The 15,256-nt window shown below is 52.2% G+C and carries 14 protein-coding genes; 11 read left to right on the forward strand and 3 right to left on the reverse strand.

Annotation, left to right across the window (positions count from 1 at the left end; all coding sequences use genetic code 11):
- Window positions 1-159: 159 nt before the first annotated feature.
- Together DZK30_RS04490 and DZK30_RS04495 are read right to left on the reverse strand one after the other, a co-directional pair.
- Window positions 160-1,992 carry a T9SS type A sorting domain-containing protein gene (locus tag DZK30_RS04490; RefSeq protein WP_162902838.1) on the reverse strand — a complete coding sequence of 611 codons (1,833 nt, stop codon included), beginning with the start codon at window positions 1,990-1,992 and terminating at the stop codon, window positions 160-162.
- 213 nt (window positions 1,993-2,205) lie between these two features.
- Window positions 2,206-2,418 (reverse strand): hypothetical protein, encoded by a 213-nt coding sequence (locus DZK30_RS04495; protein WP_118972873.1) that lies wholly within the window; start codon window positions 2,416-2,418, stop codon window positions 2,206-2,208.
- A 315-nt stretch (window positions 2,419-2,733) separates the two neighbouring features.
- Between DZK30_RS04495 and DZK30_RS04500 the strand changes: the two genes are divergently transcribed.
- The 7 genes from DZK30_RS04500 to DZK30_RS04530 all read left to right on the forward strand — a co-directional run bounded on the left by DZK30_RS04500 (window position 2,734) and on the right by DZK30_RS04530 (window position 11,010).
- On the forward strand, window positions 2,734-3,153 hold the full coding sequence (locus tag DZK30_RS04500) for a VOC family protein (RefSeq protein WP_240432852.1): 420 nt from the start codon (window positions 2,734-2,736) through the stop codon (window positions 3,151-3,153).
- A 148-nt stretch (window positions 3,154-3,301) separates the two neighbouring features.
- On the forward strand, window positions 3,302-4,612 hold the full coding sequence (locus tag DZK30_RS04505; RefSeq protein ID WP_118972875.1) for an SWIM zinc finger family protein: 1,311 nt from the start codon (window positions 3,302-3,304) through the stop codon (window positions 4,610-4,612).
- Window positions 4,609-6,075: a DUF5691 domain-containing protein gene (locus DZK30_RS04510; RefSeq protein WP_118972876.1), complete on the forward strand. Its 1,467-nt coding sequence runs from the start codon at window positions 4,609-4,611 to the stop codon at window positions 6,073-6,075. The genes DZK30_RS04505 and DZK30_RS04510 overlap by 4 nt, the downstream gene beginning before the upstream one ends.
- Window positions 6,076-6,091: 16 nt before the next feature.
- Window positions 6,092-7,174: an ATP-binding protein gene (locus tag DZK30_RS04515; protein ID WP_118972877.1), complete on the forward strand. Its 1,083-nt coding sequence runs from the start codon at window positions 6,092-6,094 to the stop codon at window positions 7,172-7,174.
- 41 nt (window positions 7,175-7,215) lie between these two features.
- Complete coding sequence (locus DZK30_RS04520; protein ID WP_118972878.1) at window positions 7,216-9,444, forward strand: DUF5682 family protein; 2,229 nt, start codon at window positions 7,216-7,218, stop codon at window positions 9,442-9,444.
- A 12-nt stretch (window positions 9,445-9,456) separates the two neighbouring features.
- Entirely contained in the window at window positions 9,457-10,587 is a 1,131-nt protein-coding gene (locus tag DZK30_RS04525; RefSeq protein WP_118972879.1) for a VWA domain-containing protein, read from the forward strand.
- Window positions 10,588-10,701: 114 nt separating this feature from the next.
- A complete protein-coding gene (locus tag DZK30_RS04530) occupies window positions 10,702-11,010 on the forward strand; it encodes a DUF1905 domain-containing protein (RefSeq protein ID WP_118972880.1) in 309 nt (102 codons plus the stop codon).
- Window positions 11,011-11,058: 48 nt separating this feature from the next.
- Here the strand turns inward: DZK30_RS04530 and DZK30_RS04535 are convergent, their stop codons facing one another.
- Window positions 11,059-11,643 (reverse strand): Crp/Fnr family transcriptional regulator, encoded by a 585-nt coding sequence (locus DZK30_RS04535; protein ID WP_118972881.1) that lies wholly within the window; start codon window positions 11,641-11,643, stop codon window positions 11,059-11,061.
- An 88-nt stretch (window positions 11,644-11,731) separates the two neighbouring features.
- On the opposite strand from DZK30_RS04535, the gene DZK30_RS04540 reads away from it, so the two are divergent.
- From DZK30_RS04540 to DZK30_RS04555, 4 genes are all read left to right on the forward strand, one after another.
- On the forward strand, window positions 11,732-12,679 hold the full coding sequence (locus DZK30_RS04540) for a SphA family protein (RefSeq protein WP_118972882.1): 948 nt from the start codon (window positions 11,732-11,734) through the stop codon (window positions 12,677-12,679).
- On the forward strand, window positions 12,676-13,572 hold the full coding sequence (locus DZK30_RS04545; protein WP_118972883.1) for an EamA family transporter: 897 nt from the start codon (window positions 12,676-12,678) through the stop codon (window positions 13,570-13,572). The genes DZK30_RS04540 and DZK30_RS04545 overlap by 4 nt, the downstream gene beginning before the upstream one ends.
- A gap of 120 nt (window positions 13,573-13,692) precedes the next feature.
- The gene (locus DZK30_RS04550) at window positions 13,693-14,421 is read left to right on the forward strand and encodes a DUF3108 domain-containing protein (RefSeq protein WP_118972884.1); all 729 of its coding nucleotides are present in this window, start codon (window positions 13,693-13,695) and stop codon (window positions 14,419-14,421) included.
- A gap of 83 nt (window positions 14,422-14,504) precedes the next feature.
- Window positions 14,505-15,245 carry a hypothetical protein gene (locus DZK30_RS04555; RefSeq protein WP_118972885.1) on the forward strand — a complete coding sequence of 247 codons (741 nt, stop codon included), beginning with the start codon at window positions 14,505-14,507 and terminating at the stop codon, window positions 15,243-15,245.
- The last annotated feature ends 11 nt before the right edge of the window (window positions 15,246-15,256 follow it).

Raw genomic sequence — 15,256 nt, forward strand, 5'->3', positions numbered from 1 at the left:
GATAAGACCCGGCCGCTTTCCGGAAACGTTGGCCTGCAGCGATTGCGATATCCTGCTGTTTTAAGTTTGCCCTGCAAAAGCAAAGGAGGGATAGATATCCCTCCTGTAGTTGAACCAGGTTCAGCAATAGCTTCCGGCATCGCAAGCCCTGCGCTGCTTTTACTGCTTTACAAAAATACCTTTGGCCCGGGTGTGGTCGAATTGAAGTGTATAGTGATAAGCACCCGGAGCCAGCTGTCCCACCGGCACCGTGGCGTGGCCCTCATGGCCTATGGTTTGCTGCAATACGGTCCTGCCCATAACATCTACTATTGAAAGCCTGGCCTGGCCATAAGCCTGCTGCCATTCGAGATGGATTACCTGCGTAGCTGGGTTGGGGTACAGCGTCGCAGTTACAGCCGCTTTGGCTTCATCGATACCAGTAGGCTTATATACACCGTTGAAGCAATTGCCATCGTAGTCGGGAAAGAAATCATTGACCGAATAGCTGGCGCCGGATTGATAGAACGGGAAGGGCATATTGGATTGCGGTCCGCCTATGCCTACCGGCCGCAGGAAGCTGCTGATACCGCAATCGTTTGTCCACAGGCAACCGGTAACCTCTCCTTTATCGGTAGTGCGTACAAATTTCATGTTCAGTGTATTGGCAGCGGTGTTCCATACCGGCGCTGACAAAACAATGTCCTTGGTCACGCTGTAATCGCGTACGGCTGTTACCGGTGTCCAGGCATTATTGCTACGATAGCCGCCCAGGCTGAAATAGGAATTGGTAAGCGAGCTGCTACCTGTGCCGTTAAAGGAAAGTATGGTATTCCAGAAAACGGGGTTTACATTAATGGTGCCGCCAGCCATACTGAGCTGCAGCATCGCAAGGAAAGGATTGATGTTGTTCATCGAAGTCGCCGGAAAGCTGTTGCAGCGGCGGTTGCTGGTAAAACCATTAAGAATTACATTCTGATCTGCCGAAGCATCGGGCAGCACGTTTATGCCCCAGGCATAATCATAGCTGTTGAATTGCCAGCGGCTATTGCCGGGATAAGGCACCAGCGCATTGTTGACGCCAGTAATGTGGACGAACATAGGCATGGCCGAAGGCTGGGGTAGTGTGTAATGGGCATACACATTTCCGAAGACATACAAATTACCCGTCGACAAATCCTCTGCTACGTCGAAGCTGCTCTCGTAGCCATAAGGATAAGGAACACCGAAATGAACCGCATAAATGTCATTAAGCGTAGCCGGATCGATCACCCGGTTCATCATCGGGCCGCCATTGACGCTACCACCTACCCAGATGCCGCTGCTCACGGTCTTCATACGGGTAGCCATATCGTAGTCGTAAGAAGATATGACAGGACTGGAAAAATAGTGGACATCGATCACGGCATTGGCGTTCACATCAAACTTCAGCACAAAGCCTTCTTTTGGCGTGCTGAGATCGGGTGTGGAACCGGGACCGCCATTGGTTACGTAGCCGCAGATGAACAGCTCGGCATCGCTGTACTTAAGGCTGCTAAGCGGGTACATACTGGGATACGAAGGGTCGGCGCTATTGATCACCGTGCTCATCATCAAGTTGCCGGCCAGGTCCTGAGTAATGACCTCTATACCATTGGGTCCACCGGTGAGCCCTTCTCTTCCGGCAACTGTAACCGAATTGCCATTGAAAAGGTGTACGCCTACAGGGCGCTGGTCATAGTCAGGATCATCGACCACTTTGGCAGCGACCAGGTTGCCTATGTTATCAAAGTGCAGCCAATGCACAGCATTGTTATTTGCTGCCCCGGCATAATTGAACACGGTACCGGCCATCAGGTATTCGTCTCTGCCTTCAATGGCAGCGACGGCGTAATGCTTCTGATCGTAAGCATTGTAAAAAAGTGCATGCTCGCCGTCAAACTGCGCATGGGCGGCGCTTAGCGTTAGGCTGGAAAGGAGGAGCAATGTGCCGTGGCGCCTGCGCCAGGCATTGCTGGATAGGAATGGATGCATAGTCGATTGGTTTTGGTTTGGTTTTTGGGGAATAGCAAAAGAAGAGGCTTTGCCGGTAGCCTGAAACAAAGATTGTTGTTCCTTTTTAAAAATCCTATAGGTAAATGGCGCTGATTTTAAGCGGCTTTTATCTATGTATATTTTGAATCCGGATAATTTCTGCCAGCAGAAGACTGGTGTAAATACCAGGAGGCGGTATTTTGGGCGATGTGCTTAATATAAAGTCCCCGAAAGGGCCCAGTCTTCCATCAGCGCCGACCACGATGGATACAGCAGGAAATGGTCTTGTCCTATTATTGCGATCTGTACTTTGCCTGTGGCTCTGAAATAGGTAATGCGCAGCATATAGGCGCTGCCAGGTTTTAGTTGGCCCACGGCCTCGTCCCCCCGGAACAAGGCCGTGATCTGTTCAAATATGATAGGCATGGTTTTGGGGTGGTTTACGCAAGCACAAAGCCACCCTGTTAAGAGTGGCGCAACAGTCGACAAGCCATTTTTCTTGCTGCTGTATAACAGCGAAAGTCGTGTATTGTTTTTGCACGGTTGCAGGTTTTCAGCAGCCTTTAAACCGGATAAAAAACAGGTGTTTGTAGCTGTATGTTCCCGGCGCCGTTTTCCATACAGACGCAATGCAGGCGTGCCGGGCAGGCATGTCTGTGAAAAATTAGCCTGGAATTAATCCCTTTTTAGATGTAAAAAGCGTTAATTGCAGTTATAAAAATCCTCTTTAAAATGGCAAAAATGAATCCCTATCTGAACTTCGACGGTAAGACCGAAGAAGCGTTCAACTTTTACAAATCTGTTTTTGGCGGCGAGTTCCTGGCGGTACACCGCATGAGCGAAGCCCCGGGTACCGAAAATCTCCCGGAAGACGAACGCAACCGGATCATGCACATCTCGCTGCCTGTAGACGAGCATACCGTGCTTATGGCTTCAGACATTGTGCCTTCGATGGGACATACGCTTACTGAAGGCAACGGTGTGCATATTTCACTGGCGCCTTCGAGCCGCGAAGAGGCCGACAAGCTGTTCCATGGCCTTTCTGAAGGTGGCAAAGTGGAAATGCCTATCGGCGACACTTTCTGGGGTGCTTATTTCGGCAGCTTCAAGGACCGCTATGGCATTTACTGGATGGTTAACTATCAAAATCAACCACAATAAAATAAGGTTACCCTGTTTTCGTCCCTCCCCTCTAGGGAGGGATTTTTTATGCCGGTGACCGGGTACTATTGGGAAAAATTTAAAGTGCTTCTGTTGCCCCGGATCAGGGAAACCGGTTATATTCGCCAGGCAATACCTATCATCTTTTATGCAGTATAGTACCGAGCAGATTCTGCAAATGGCTCCCGATACCCCGGCAGCCAAGGCCGGACAGCAATTGGCAAGCAATGCCAAATGGTTGTTGAAGGCCGTTAATGAAAAGGCCTTATGGGGCGATTGCCAGGGCAGCGGCAAGACTCCTTACCGCACCATGGTCGACCTGGATAATATTGCCTTCAAATGCTCCTGTCCCAGCCGTAAATTTCCCTGCAAACATGGTCTTGGCCTGATGCTGCTCTACGTGCAGCAACCTGATGTATTTACAGTGGAAGCTTCGCTGCCCGATACGGTGGCCGAATGGCTGAGCCGGCGGGGCGCCAGGGAAGCGGCAAAGGACGAGAAGGTACAAAAACCCGTAGATGAGGCTGCTCAGGAAAAGCGGATACAGGCTCGTGAGAAAAAGGTGCTGGCCGGCATCGAAGAATTGCGCTATTGGCTTAAAGATGTTGTACGGACGGGCATCATGAATGTACCCCAGGATATCTACGGGTTCAACCAAAGCATAACGGCGCGAATGGTCGATGCGCAGGCCGGCGGATTGGCCAACCAGCTGCGGCAGATCAACCGCATCGACTTTTTCCACGAAGGCTGGCAGCTGGCATTGCTGAAGCGGCTGTCTAAAATTTACCTCATCACAGAAGCCTTTGATCATAAGGAGCAGCTACCTCCGGAAATGGTGCAGGAGCTGCAGACCCTTATCGGCTGGACCCAAAGCAAGGAAGAGGTATTGCAGACTATGCCGGTCGAAGATACCTGGACGGTGCTCTCGATCACCTTAAGCGAAGAAGAACAGCTGCGCACAGAAAGGGTATGGCTATACGGTCATAACAGTAAGCGTTACGCCTTATTGCTGCAGTTCTATGCCGGCAACCAATCGCCGGAACATCTTTGGGTAAAGGGAATGCAGCTGCAGGCAGCGATCGCTTATTTTCCGGGTGCTGCACCATTGCGTGCGCTGATCAAAAGCCACCAGTCGCTCTCCGTGCAGCCGATCGATATCGAGGTTGCCGGCGAGGTTACACAAATCTATGAACAGGTATCCGGAGCCTTGAGCGTGAATCCTTTCCTGACCCAATTTCCCTTTATATTGAACCGGGGCACACTCACCCGGCACGAGGGCCACTGGTGGTTTAAAGATGCTGCGAACCAGGCCATACCCTTGGCCAACACTACCGGTGAATGCTGGCGCATGCTGGCTTTTAGCCAGGGGAAACCCTGCTCGGCTTTTGGCATCTATGAAGAAGAACGATTTGCCCTCCATACATTATGGTCGGATCATAAAAGCTGTTTTGTATCATGATCGAACAAGAGATACTGAAAGCCGGTCTGCTGGGGACCGATAAATACATGCCGCTTCCGGTACCCGCGCTCGAAGATATAGGCGCCCGTATAACGGCGCAGAACGATGGTAAGGAAGACCAGTTCCTGAAGCTGGCTGCGCTTACGCTGCTGTACCGGGAATGTGGCGCCACGCCGCAGGAGGTGACAGCCACATTGCCTCCCTGCCCAGGTGAACCGGCGCAACCCGCCGGTAAAAGAACGGCTATGTTGCTGGAGCAGGCTTTGTCGGGCAAGGAAGAAGTGCTGTTGCACTACCTTATCTTTCGCTGTAATCAAAGAAATGAAGTGGCGCCTTCAGCACTGGCGCCCGCACTGCTGGATAAGGCGCTAGAGCGACGTAAGACGGCCAGGTCCATAGTACAGGTATGCGGCGTGGCAGGGCAATGGCTGTGCAGCCTGAACGAAGACTGGGCAGTTTTGCTGGCAGATGCTGTGCCCGAAGAAGATATATGGGAGACCGGAAGCCTTGAACGCAGGAAAGAATACCTGACCGGTCTGAGACAGCGTGACCCCCAGGCGGCATTACAATTGCTGGCAGCATCAATAGGACAGGAAAATGCCGCGGCGCGCCAGGCATTCACCGAAGTGCTCCGTATCCGTCTTTCGCTGCAGGATGAATCGCTCCTCGAGCAGTTATTGAAAGATAAAAGCCAGAAGGTAAAAGAACTGGCCCTATCACTGCTGCAACAACTACAGGGTTCGGCGATCAACAGGCACTATCTCGACCAGGTATTGCGCATGGTCCGGATCAAAGAAGAACGCCACCTGCTGATTACTAAGAAAAAAGTACTGGCGATTGACGAGGCCGCCATGCCTGATGAGGCTATCTTTAAGACGGGTATCGCTAAAGTCAGCTCTGAAAAAGGCGTGAGCGATGGCTTGTACCTGTTGGGTCAGCTGCTCGCCTGCATTGATCCGGCAGTGTTGGCGGCGGCTTTGCACAGTACCGACCAGGAACTGATCAACTTACTGTTACTGCATAAGGAAGCGGCCACGCTGCAACCTTATCTCACCGAAAGTGTAGTCCGGTTTGGAAATGCCGCCTGGGCGCGAACCTTGCTGCAGGCTAAGGTCGCCGATATCCGCTTACTGGATGCCTTGCCGGCCGGAGACCGCGTCGCCTTCTATGAGGCATTCCTTACGGCGCAGCATGTGGCGCCCCTGTTGGATCACTTGCTGGATGACGACTATACCTCCTTACCTACAACGCTTGCCGGAGCCTTGCTGGATCAGCTTTCCAGGCAGCCTTACATAATCCAGCAGCAAGGATACCAGCGGCTGGCCCTGCATTTGCCCCCGGAAGTATATGATATGCTAAAAGGCCACCAGGACAAGCCCGGTGACGATTACCAGGCCAGGTACTTTAAGGCGCAGGCCATGGAAATGCTGCGTCAGATGGACTTTAAAAAAATGATCGATTAAAAACGCCCTATACGATATGTCACAGAACATTTTGCGCCTTTCGGCCGAGCAGCAATTTGCAGAAGAACTGGAAGAGCTGAAGAAACAGGATAAATTGAAAAGACCGGAGCGTTGGCAGTTGTCGCCGCAAGCCGTGGTGACCTACCTTACCGGTGGTAAGCTGGACAATGGTTTTACCGTGTCTCCGAAATATATTGGTAACCGCCGCCTTATGGAGATTGCCGTGGCTACGCTCACTACCGACCGGGCCCTGCTCCTGTACGGGCTGCCGGGTACTGCTAAATCCTGGGTGTCGGAACACATGACCGCCGCCGTCTCAGGCGATTCTTCCATGGTGATCCAGGGTACCGCCGGCACCAGTGAAGAATCGGTGCGCTACGGCTGGAACTATGCCCGTTTGCTGTCTGCCGGGCCGGTGCCGGATGCGATCGTGGAAACGCCGGTGATGCGTGGCATGAAGGAAGGCAAGATCGTCCGTATCGAAGAGCTTACCCGCATTGGTTCCGATGTGCAGGACACGCTGATCACGATACTGTCGGAAAAAATGTTGCCCATCCCGGAGTTGAACAGCCAGGTACAGGCAGTGAAGGGCTTTAACATAATTGCTACTGCAAACAACCGGGATAAGGGTGTGAACGACCTTTCCAGCGCGCTGAAGCGCCGGTTCAATACGGTGATCCTGCCCGTGCCCGATACCATGGAAGAAGAAGTGGAGATCGTACAACAGCGGGTAGCCAGCTATAGTAAAAGCATGGAGCTGCCGGTGGAAAAGCCTATCCTTGAAGAGATACGGCGCATTGTGACGGTCTTCCGCGAGCTGCGTAACGGCGTATCTTCCGATGGCAAAACGAAGCTGAAATCGCCTTCAGGTACGCTGAGTACTGCAGAGGCGATATCGGTAATGAACAGCGGTCTTTCGCTGGCCTGCCATTTCGGCGACGGTAGCCTTAAGGCCGATGATATCGCCAGCGGCCTTATCGGAGCCGTGATCAAGGATCCGGTGCAGGATAAGATCGTTTTCCAGGAATACATGGAGACCGTATTGAAGCAGCGGGACGGCTGGAAGGATATATACCGTGCCTGTCGCGATATCGTTTAAACGGAAATCTGCCTTGATATTTACCTTGTAAAAATGAGAACATGCCCCTTCACTTACTTGGTATCCGTCATCATGGACCAGGCTCATCCCGGCATGTGCTGGATGCGCTGCATGACCTTAAGCCGGATATTATACTGATAGAAGGGCCGCCCGAAGGCGAAGCAATGCTTTCCTGGGTAGCCCATCAGGATATGAAGCCTCCTGTGGCCTTGCTGGCCTATGTGCCCGATCAGCCGCAGCAGGCCGTCTTCTATCCTTTTACTTCCTTTTCTCCCGAATGGAATGCGATACGCTATGGCCTGGAGCATAAGATCCCGGTGCGTTTTATCGATATGCCGTTGGTGCATCAACTAGCTGGTGAAGCGCCTTCGGCCGGGGAAGAGGAGACGGTTCCCGAAGCAATCGCTGAAAAAGAAGAAGAACAGGATGTAGCTGCGATCCGCCGCAATCCCATTGCCTGGCTGGCCGATATTGCCGGTTTTGACGATGCGGAAGAATGGTGGGAGCAGCAATTTGAGATAGCACATCATGCAACCGGCGTATTTGATGCCGTCACCGAATCCATGACCGCGTTACGTGACCATCTTCTGCCCGAAAAAAGCCGGCGCGAGGTCATCAGAGAGGCCTTTATGCGGCGTGCCATCCGTACGGCGCAGAAGGAAATGTACGCCGATATTGTCGTGGTCTGCGGCGCCTGGCACGTGCCGGCGTTAAGCAATATGCCCGCGCAAAAAGAAGATGATGCTTTGCTGAAAGGCCTGCCCAAAATAAAAATAGAGACTACCTGGATCCCCTGGACCAATGACCGGCTGTCTTTTGAAAGCGGCTATGGCGCAGGCCTGGAATCGCCCGGCTGGTACCAGCATCACTGGACCCATCCCGAAGATAATGGCGCGGTATGGCTGGCGCATACGGCCAGGGTATTCCGGCGCAACCAGGTGGATGTTTCTGCTGCGCATATCATAGAAGCCGTACGGCTATCCCAGGCACTGGCTGCGCTTCGCGGGATAGCGCGACCCGGGCTTAAGGAATTCAACGAAGCCACACAGGCAGTTATGTGCATGGGTGACAACATACCGATGCAATTGATACGGAAAGAGCTGATCGTAGGCCACGATATGGGCGCCGTACCCGAAGGCACTCCTCAGGTGCCGCTGCAACGGGACTTTGAGCAACAAGCCAAAAAGCTGCGGCTTAAGATCAGCAACGAGCCCAGAAGCCTTAAGCTTGACCTGCGTGAAGACCAGGACCTGCAAAAGAGTGTGCTGCTACACCGGCTGCTGCTGCTGAACATAGGCTGGGGACAAACGCAGTATACCAGTGGGAAAGGCACCTTCAAAGAAGAATGGACTTTATGCTGGTTCCCCGAGTTGACCATCCAACTACTGGAGAAGGCGCCCTGGGGCAATACGATCGGTTTTGCGGCCAATGCTTACCTGGAGCATGCTGCCGTGCAATGTACCCGCCTGGACGAGATCACCGGTCTGGTAAGTAAGGCGCTGCCTGCAGGGTTGCACAGCGGTATCCGTATGGCTATGAAGCGTATGGATGAGCTGGCGGCAGGTACTTCCGATACGAGCCTGCTGATGGGGGCCTTTATCCCGCTGGTAAAGCTAAGCCGCTACGGTAATGTACGCCGTACCGATCTTGAAACCGTGAACATTATCCTGCAATCGGTTTTCTATCGTATCACCGCAGGGCTGCCCATGACCTGCTTAGGTATCGATGAGGAGCAGGCAGCAGTATTGGCCGATAAGATCAGGGAAGTGAACCAGTCGGTGCTCCTACTGGACGACGCAGTGCTGAAGGATGCCTGGAAGGATACCGTCTTTGCGATCACAGGACAAACTCAGGCAGCGCCTGAAGTTCAGGGCTGCTGCTGCAAGATACTATACGATGCCGGAACGTTGGACGAAGCGGCGACGGCGCAGGCGTTCAGCCGGGCTTTGTCGCCGGGCAGCGAACCGGCTTTTGCCGCGCAATGGCTGGAAGGATTTCTCAAAGATGCGGCCACCGTGCTTATCCTGGACGATAAGATCTGGCATATTGTTCATAGCTGGGTGCTTTCCCTGGACGGTGATCTGTTTGTTACGGTGCTGCCTTTGCTGCGCCGGACTTTCTCGGTCTACGGCAATGTCGAAAAAAGAAAGATTGCCGACAGGGCCCGTCATGCCGGAACCGGCGCTACGCATGTCTTGACTGTTGCCGGTTTCGACGAAGCACGCGCTGCAAGGATATTACCTGTATTGACCCGGTTGATGGGTCTGTAAAACAATTAGAATATGGAACAAGATGCCATAAAACGCTGGCGGCTGATATTGGGTAAAGAAACGCACGAAGAGTTGTCCTGTTCGCTGAGTAAGGAAGAAACAGGCATCGATAAAACACTTGAAGCCTTGTACAATGCCGGTAAGAAAGGCGGCCTGGGGCCCTCTTCTCCCAATGTCGCCCGCTGGCTGGGCGATGTGCGGGAGTATTTCCCGGCCTCCGTAGTAAAGGTGATCCAGCAGGATGCCCTGAACCGCCTCAACCTTACGGCGATGCTTACCGAGCCCGAAATGCTCGAAACAGTGGTGCCCGATGTGCACCTGGTAGCCAACCTGATGACGCTGGGGAAAATGATACCGGAGAAAACAAAGGCTACTGCCCGGCAGGTGGTCAGGACGGTAGTTGACGAGCTTATCAGAAAGCTTTCGGGCCCCACACAACAGGCCATCGCTGGGACGCTGAACCGCTCTGTCCGTAACCTCAGGCCCCGTCACAACGAGATCAACTGGAGCGAGACTATCCGCCGGAACCTGAAGCACTACCAGTCAGAATATAACACTATCATTCCCGAAACAAGGGTTGGTTTCGGCCGCAAGCGGAAAGCCATGAAAGATGTGGTGCTGTGTATCGATCAAAGCGGATCGATGGGCTCTTCAGTTATCTATTCGGGCATATTTGGCGCTGTAATGGCTTCTATTCCTGCGATACAGACCCGCATGGTGGTATTCGATACCGCCGTAGCCGATCTTACCGAGGAGCTGGACGATCCTGTGGACCTGCTATTCGGCGTACAACTGGGTGGTGGTACCGACATTCATAAAGCCCTCAGCTATTGCCAGCAGCTCATCAGCCGTCCGCTGGATACCGTGCTTGTACTCATTACCGATCTGTACGAAGGCGGTAACCAGGAAGAGATGCGCAAAAAGGCTCTGGAGCTGGTCAACAGCGGGGTACAGATCGTTACCCTGCTGGCCTTGAATGATGACGGTGCGCCGGCTTATGATCACGGTAACGCCGCTTTCCTGGCAGGGATCGGAGTCCCGGTCTTTGCCTGTACGCCCGATAAATTTCCTGATCTGATGGCCGCTGCTTTGAGTAAACAGGATATTGCCGGATGGGCAGGCCGTAACGATATCAAGCTGTAAGCATATTTTGTCGCAGAAGACCCTTAATTCGTCGCGGGAGTACCACCGGACATAGTATTACCGGTCGTAATTTTGGACAGGTGTTTTTAATAACTTTTGAAAATATCGATCCATATGAATACCATAACATCAAGTGCCAGACCTGTTAGGCCCTTAGACCGTAAATTCAACGCGGTACTGCAAAAAAGCGAGAGCAAAGCTGGTTGGACCTACCTGGTATGGCCCGATTCTGCTGCGTTTTTTGGTACCCGTGGCCTGGTCAAGGTGAAAGGAACCATCAATGGTCAGCCCTTTGAGAGTGCCTTCATGGCGCTGGGCGACGGACGCCACAAGCTGCCGGTAAAGACGGCGCTGCGCCAATTGATCGGTAAAGAAGCTGGCGATACGGTTACCGTACACCTCCGGGGACGCATCGGCCGGTGATCCATTTTCCCTGAGGACAATAAGGCACAAGGGCACTCTATTCCGGTATTATTGCTCCTTTCTCAGTACCTGTGTGCGTACCGTATTGAAAAATTCAGGTGTCATGCCTAGGAAGGAAGCAATATATTTCTGTGGGATACGCCGGTCAAACTCGGGGTAAGTCTGCCTGAAGCTTCGGTAGCGTTCTTCGGCAGTCAACTGGTGCGCCTGCAGCAGGCGGTCCTGGTATACGGCTACGGAACGCTGGAACAGCTTCCGGTAAAAATGTTCCATACGGGGAACGGCTTTCAGAAAGGTCTCCAGCTGCTCGTCCCTGATAAGAAATACTTCCGAGTGCTCCAGCGCCATGATCTCATAGCGGCTGGGGCGTTTAAACATCCGGCTAGCAAGGTCGGATATCCACCAATCTTCGATGCCAAAATATACCGTGTGCTCTATGTCTTCCGTGTCGGTAAAAAATGTGCGGAAGCTGCCTTTGTTGATATAGGCCTCATAGTCGCACAGCTCACCGCATTTCACAAGATGCATTCTTTTCTTTATCTTCTTTACTTCCAGCAAGGAACAGAAATAGGCGGCCTCGTCGGGGCTTAAGATAACCTGTTTGGCAATGTTACCGAGTATACCTTCGAACATAAGGATATATAGCAGGGACAAATCTAAAGGTACCTTAATTTTTCCGGCTACAAGCCGCCGGTAATTTTACAGCCTTAAACGATCGCCTATGTTTCTTTGCCGACGAGTCGCCATCCTGATGCTGCTCCTTCTTTCTGCCGGTTTTGCTCCTGCCCAGGATCCGTCTTTGCCGGCAACCAACCTGGGTATGGCCAATATACAGGACGGTTTTTCGCCCGGTCCGGGATGGTACTACCTGCATTATATACAACTCTACCAGCCCAGGCGCGTGGCCGATGCTTATGGGAATAGCCTGCCGGGCGCCGTACGGGTGAGTTCATTATTGGCTATGCACCAGCTGATCCATGAAACAAAGATAAAAGTAGCGGGAGGAAATTTGGCTTTCAGCCTGCTGCTTCCTCTGGTAAAGCTCACCGCAACAGGCGATGGAAAGAGTGTACTGCCTTCAGTTAACCCGGGTGTTGCCGGCGGTCTCATCTTCGGCCCTGTGATCCAATGGTCAAACAAAAGGTTGCTGGGATTGCCTTATGCGCATCGTGCGGAGATCGATCTCAGTGTGCCGCTGGCCAGCTACAACATCCGTTACGATATTAATCCTTCCTCCAGGTTATACACCATTACGGCCTATTATGCTTTTACGCTATGGCTGACGAAAGGGCTCAGCATAAGCAACCGTCACAACATCAATTATAATTCTGACAGGATCGGTACCGGCGAGCGCCCGGGTATGTTCTATAATGTCAATTTCTCGGTTGAGCAGCAATTGTTCAAAGGTTTCTGTGCGGCCATTACCGGCTACTACCTCACGCAGCTGGGGCAAGATGCCTATCATGGCGATACCCATTACTATCAAGAAACTTACCAGGTAGCAGATACCCGGGAAAGGGTCCTGGGCCTGGGTCCTGGCGTCAGCTACGTTTTTCCGGGAGGATTGGCGGCTGAGCTGAAGGTATTCCTTGAAACTGCAGCCAGGAACCGGCAGGAAGGTGCGAGGCCAACCTTAAAGCTTGCTTACCAGTTAAACCGTCGATCATGAAAAAGGAATTCCTGACCGGTATATTACTTGTTGTTGCCGGTGCTATATGTTTTGGATCGCTCAGTACGGTCGTTAGCCTGGCCAGGAAAGAGGGCTACGATGTGCCTTCGATCACTTTTGCGCAGGTATTATTAGGATTTCTGGTCCTGGTCCTGCTCAATCTTTTACCACGACCTGCTAAGGGACCGTCAAATACTTTTTCGGGAAAGGATATCCTGAAGGTGATGCTGCACGGCGTATGCGTAGGACTGATCAGCACCTTTTATATTCTTTCTGTCCGTTACGGTTCGGCAGCAGTCAGCATTGTGCTGCTGGCACAATCAGTATGGATGAGCATCGTGCTGGAAGCTGTGCCGGCGCGTACTTTTCCCTCGCTGAAGAAGATAGTGGCAGCCGTGGTTATCCTCGCCGGCACTTTGCTGGCCACCAATGTGCTGTTTCGCAGCAGTGTTTCCATTGCTCCGGCAGGCATGGTCTATGGCTTGCTGGCAGCCGTTGCCAATACGGCTTCTATTTATTGCTCGGGCCGTATTGTTACCGGTAAAGCGCCTTTGCGCCGGACTTTATACCTGGGTATGGGTTGCCTGCTGGTTGTTTCGCTGGTTTGGGGACCGGCCTTGCTGCGGCATTTCGACAGCAGCATCTTATGGAGCTGGGGTTGGGCCCTTGCATTAGTCGGTATGGTATTGCCAACCTTGCTCTATATCAAAGGCATGCCAGTGATCGGCATAGGCTTAAGCGCTATCGTTACCTGCCTGCAGATACCGGTATCGGCGCTGCTGGCCTTTATTGTGCTGGGTGAGCCGGTGAGCGGGTATCAGTGGTTGGGTTTGCTGCTTATTGCCGGTTCCATCATAGGTATGCATATGCCATGGAAAATTGCAGGGCGGTAGCATTGTGGTGCCGGTATGAAGCCTGTACCCGGAGAAAATTCCGGGAAAACCGGTAGCAGGCAGAAAAGGCCGCAGCGGTATCTTTGCTGTTTAACCGGGCATCTTCTTCAACCTTTCTTTATGAAATATGCGATCACTATCTTGATAACGCTGATCACAGCGCAGGCTTACGGACAGCCGGTCCTGGTCCCTGGTGCACATATTGTGGATCTCCAATGGGCGAAGGAAGGAGCGCAGCAAATGACGTGGTATGCGCTCAGGGATACCCTTCGCATGGAGATCGGTAGCGTCCGCAACCAGATCATCCGGGAGAGGGGAACCCTGATCTCTGTGACACAGGTTCATCTTAAAAAGACAGCGGCAACCTGGGTAGATACCTCTATAGCGCTGTGGCCTGCACTTAAACCCGTTTATCATGCTTCCTATAATGCTCAGCGGGATATGGTATTGCATTTCGGCCCTGTGATCACCGGTTTCTATTATGATAAGATAAAGCCGGATACCCAGGATATCAACGAAAGGGTAAGCTCGCCTTATTTTGACAGCAACCTTTATCCCCAGCTATTGGCATGGCTTCCGTTAAAAGAAGGCTACCGGCAAACGTTGGCTGTTTATGATTACAACAGCGCAGTATCCGGTCTCACGGAGGTTCATATTGTGGAAGTAAGTAGCAGCACCTATAGCTCCGCGCGGTCGGGAATAAGACCGGTATGGATTGTGAAAGTCAACGACAATATAGGGGGTAGCGACAATACCAGCAGTTACTTTTTTGATAAAGCCGACCGGAAGCTATGGCAGCAGGAGATCAGCGCCGGTGAGCGTAAAATGCTGATGGTAGCCGTGGAATAATGATGGATGAGAACGGTTGCCTGTTTGCATGAGAGAGAGTGGCGTTGTGTCGTTAACTTTACATCATCCAAATCAAATTGAATATGGCAGCCAATCTGGAAAAGAGGGTGCAATGGCTCACCGCTTATGTAGTCTTTATTACAGCCTTGTGTGGCTATCTCGTTTTTAGCTCGTATAAAAACGCCGGCAAGCGGGAAAACCTGGATGAGCTTACCGTAAAGCGGATCAATATTGTAGATGAAAGCGGTAAGCTGCTACGGCTCGTGATCAGCAACGAAACGCGGCAGCATCCTGGCCGGTCGGCGGGAGTGCAAATGCCCAAAAGAGAACGTCCTGCCGGCTTGCTTTTTTTCAATGACGACGGCGATGAATGTGGTGGCCTGACCTATTATGTAAGCAGGGAAAAGAATAGTGTTTCTGCCGGTACTTTACTTACCATGGATCAATACCATAACGACCAGGTTGTACACCTGATGAATGACGAGGCGTACGATAGTAGTGGTAAGGCTACCTGGATACGCCGGGGGCTGGCTGTTAATGATATTCCTATAGGACTTGAACTGACAGAGACCATGAAAAAGTATGAAACGCTGAAGCAGATCGCCGATCCTAAAGTACGTGAGGAAAAAATCCGGCAGCTGAGGCGGGAAGAAGGAGGGCGTAATCGTCTGTTCGTCGGTCGTAACGACCTGGACGAATACGGCTTGTTCCTGATGGACAGCGCAGGCAGCTGCCGCTTTAAGATCTTTATCGATGCTTCCGGTAGTCCCAAAATGCAAACGATGGACGCAAGCGGAAAAAGCCTGAACCTGCCCCTACGGTAAATCCATCTCAT

This window comes from Taibaiella koreensis (assembly GCF_003545715.1).
GTDB lineage: Bacteria > Bacteroidota > Bacteroidia > Chitinophagales > Chitinophagaceae > Taibaiella > Taibaiella koreensis.

What these genes read in the sequence shown, in the direction of transcription:
- DZK30_RS04490 (WP_162902838.1), bottom strand. Translation starts at nt 1,992, where the DNA reads ATGCATCCATTCCTATCCAGCAATGCCTGGCGCAGGCGCCACGGCACA.
- DZK30_RS04495 (WP_118972873.1), bottom strand. Translation starts at nt 2,418, where the DNA reads ATGCCTATCATATTTGAACAGATCACGGCCTTGTTCCGGGGGGACGAG.
- DZK30_RS04500 (WP_240432852.1), top strand. Translation starts at nt 2,734, where the DNA reads ATGAATCCCTATCTGAACTTCGACGGTAAGACCGAAGAAGCGTTCAAC.
- DZK30_RS04505 (WP_118972875.1), top strand. Translation starts at nt 3,302, where the DNA reads ATGCAGTATAGTACCGAGCAGATTCTGCAAATGGCTCCCGATACCCCG.
- DZK30_RS04510 (WP_118972876.1), top strand. Translation starts at nt 4,609, where the DNA reads ATGATCGAACAAGAGATACTGAAAGCCGGTCTGCTGGGGACCGATAAA.
- DZK30_RS04515 (WP_118972877.1), top strand. Translation starts at nt 6,092, where the DNA reads ATGTCACAGAACATTTTGCGCCTTTCGGCCGAGCAGCAATTTGCAGAA.
- DZK30_RS04520 (WP_118972878.1), top strand. Translation starts at nt 7,216, where the DNA reads ATGCCCCTTCACTTACTTGGTATCCGTCATCATGGACCAGGCTCATCC.
- DZK30_RS04525 (WP_118972879.1), top strand. Translation starts at nt 9,457, where the DNA reads ATGGAACAAGATGCCATAAAACGCTGGCGGCTGATATTGGGTAAAGAA.
- DZK30_RS04530 (WP_118972880.1), top strand. Translation starts at nt 10,702, where the DNA reads ATGAATACCATAACATCAAGTGCCAGACCTGTTAGGCCCTTAGACCGT.
- DZK30_RS04535 (WP_118972881.1), bottom strand. Translation starts at nt 11,643, where the DNA reads ATGTTCGAAGGTATACTCGGTAACATTGCCAAACAGGTTATCTTAAGC.
- DZK30_RS04540 (WP_118972882.1), top strand. Translation starts at nt 11,732, where the DNA reads ATGTTTCTTTGCCGACGAGTCGCCATCCTGATGCTGCTCCTTCTTTCT.
- DZK30_RS04545 (WP_118972883.1), top strand. Translation starts at nt 12,676, where the DNA reads ATGAAAAAGGAATTCCTGACCGGTATATTACTTGTTGTTGCCGGTGCT.
- DZK30_RS04550 (WP_118972884.1), top strand. Translation starts at nt 13,693, where the DNA reads ATGAAATATGCGATCACTATCTTGATAACGCTGATCACAGCGCAGGCT.
- DZK30_RS04555 (WP_118972885.1), top strand. Translation starts at nt 14,505, where the DNA reads ATGGCAGCCAATCTGGAAAAGAGGGTGCAATGGCTCACCGCTTATGTA.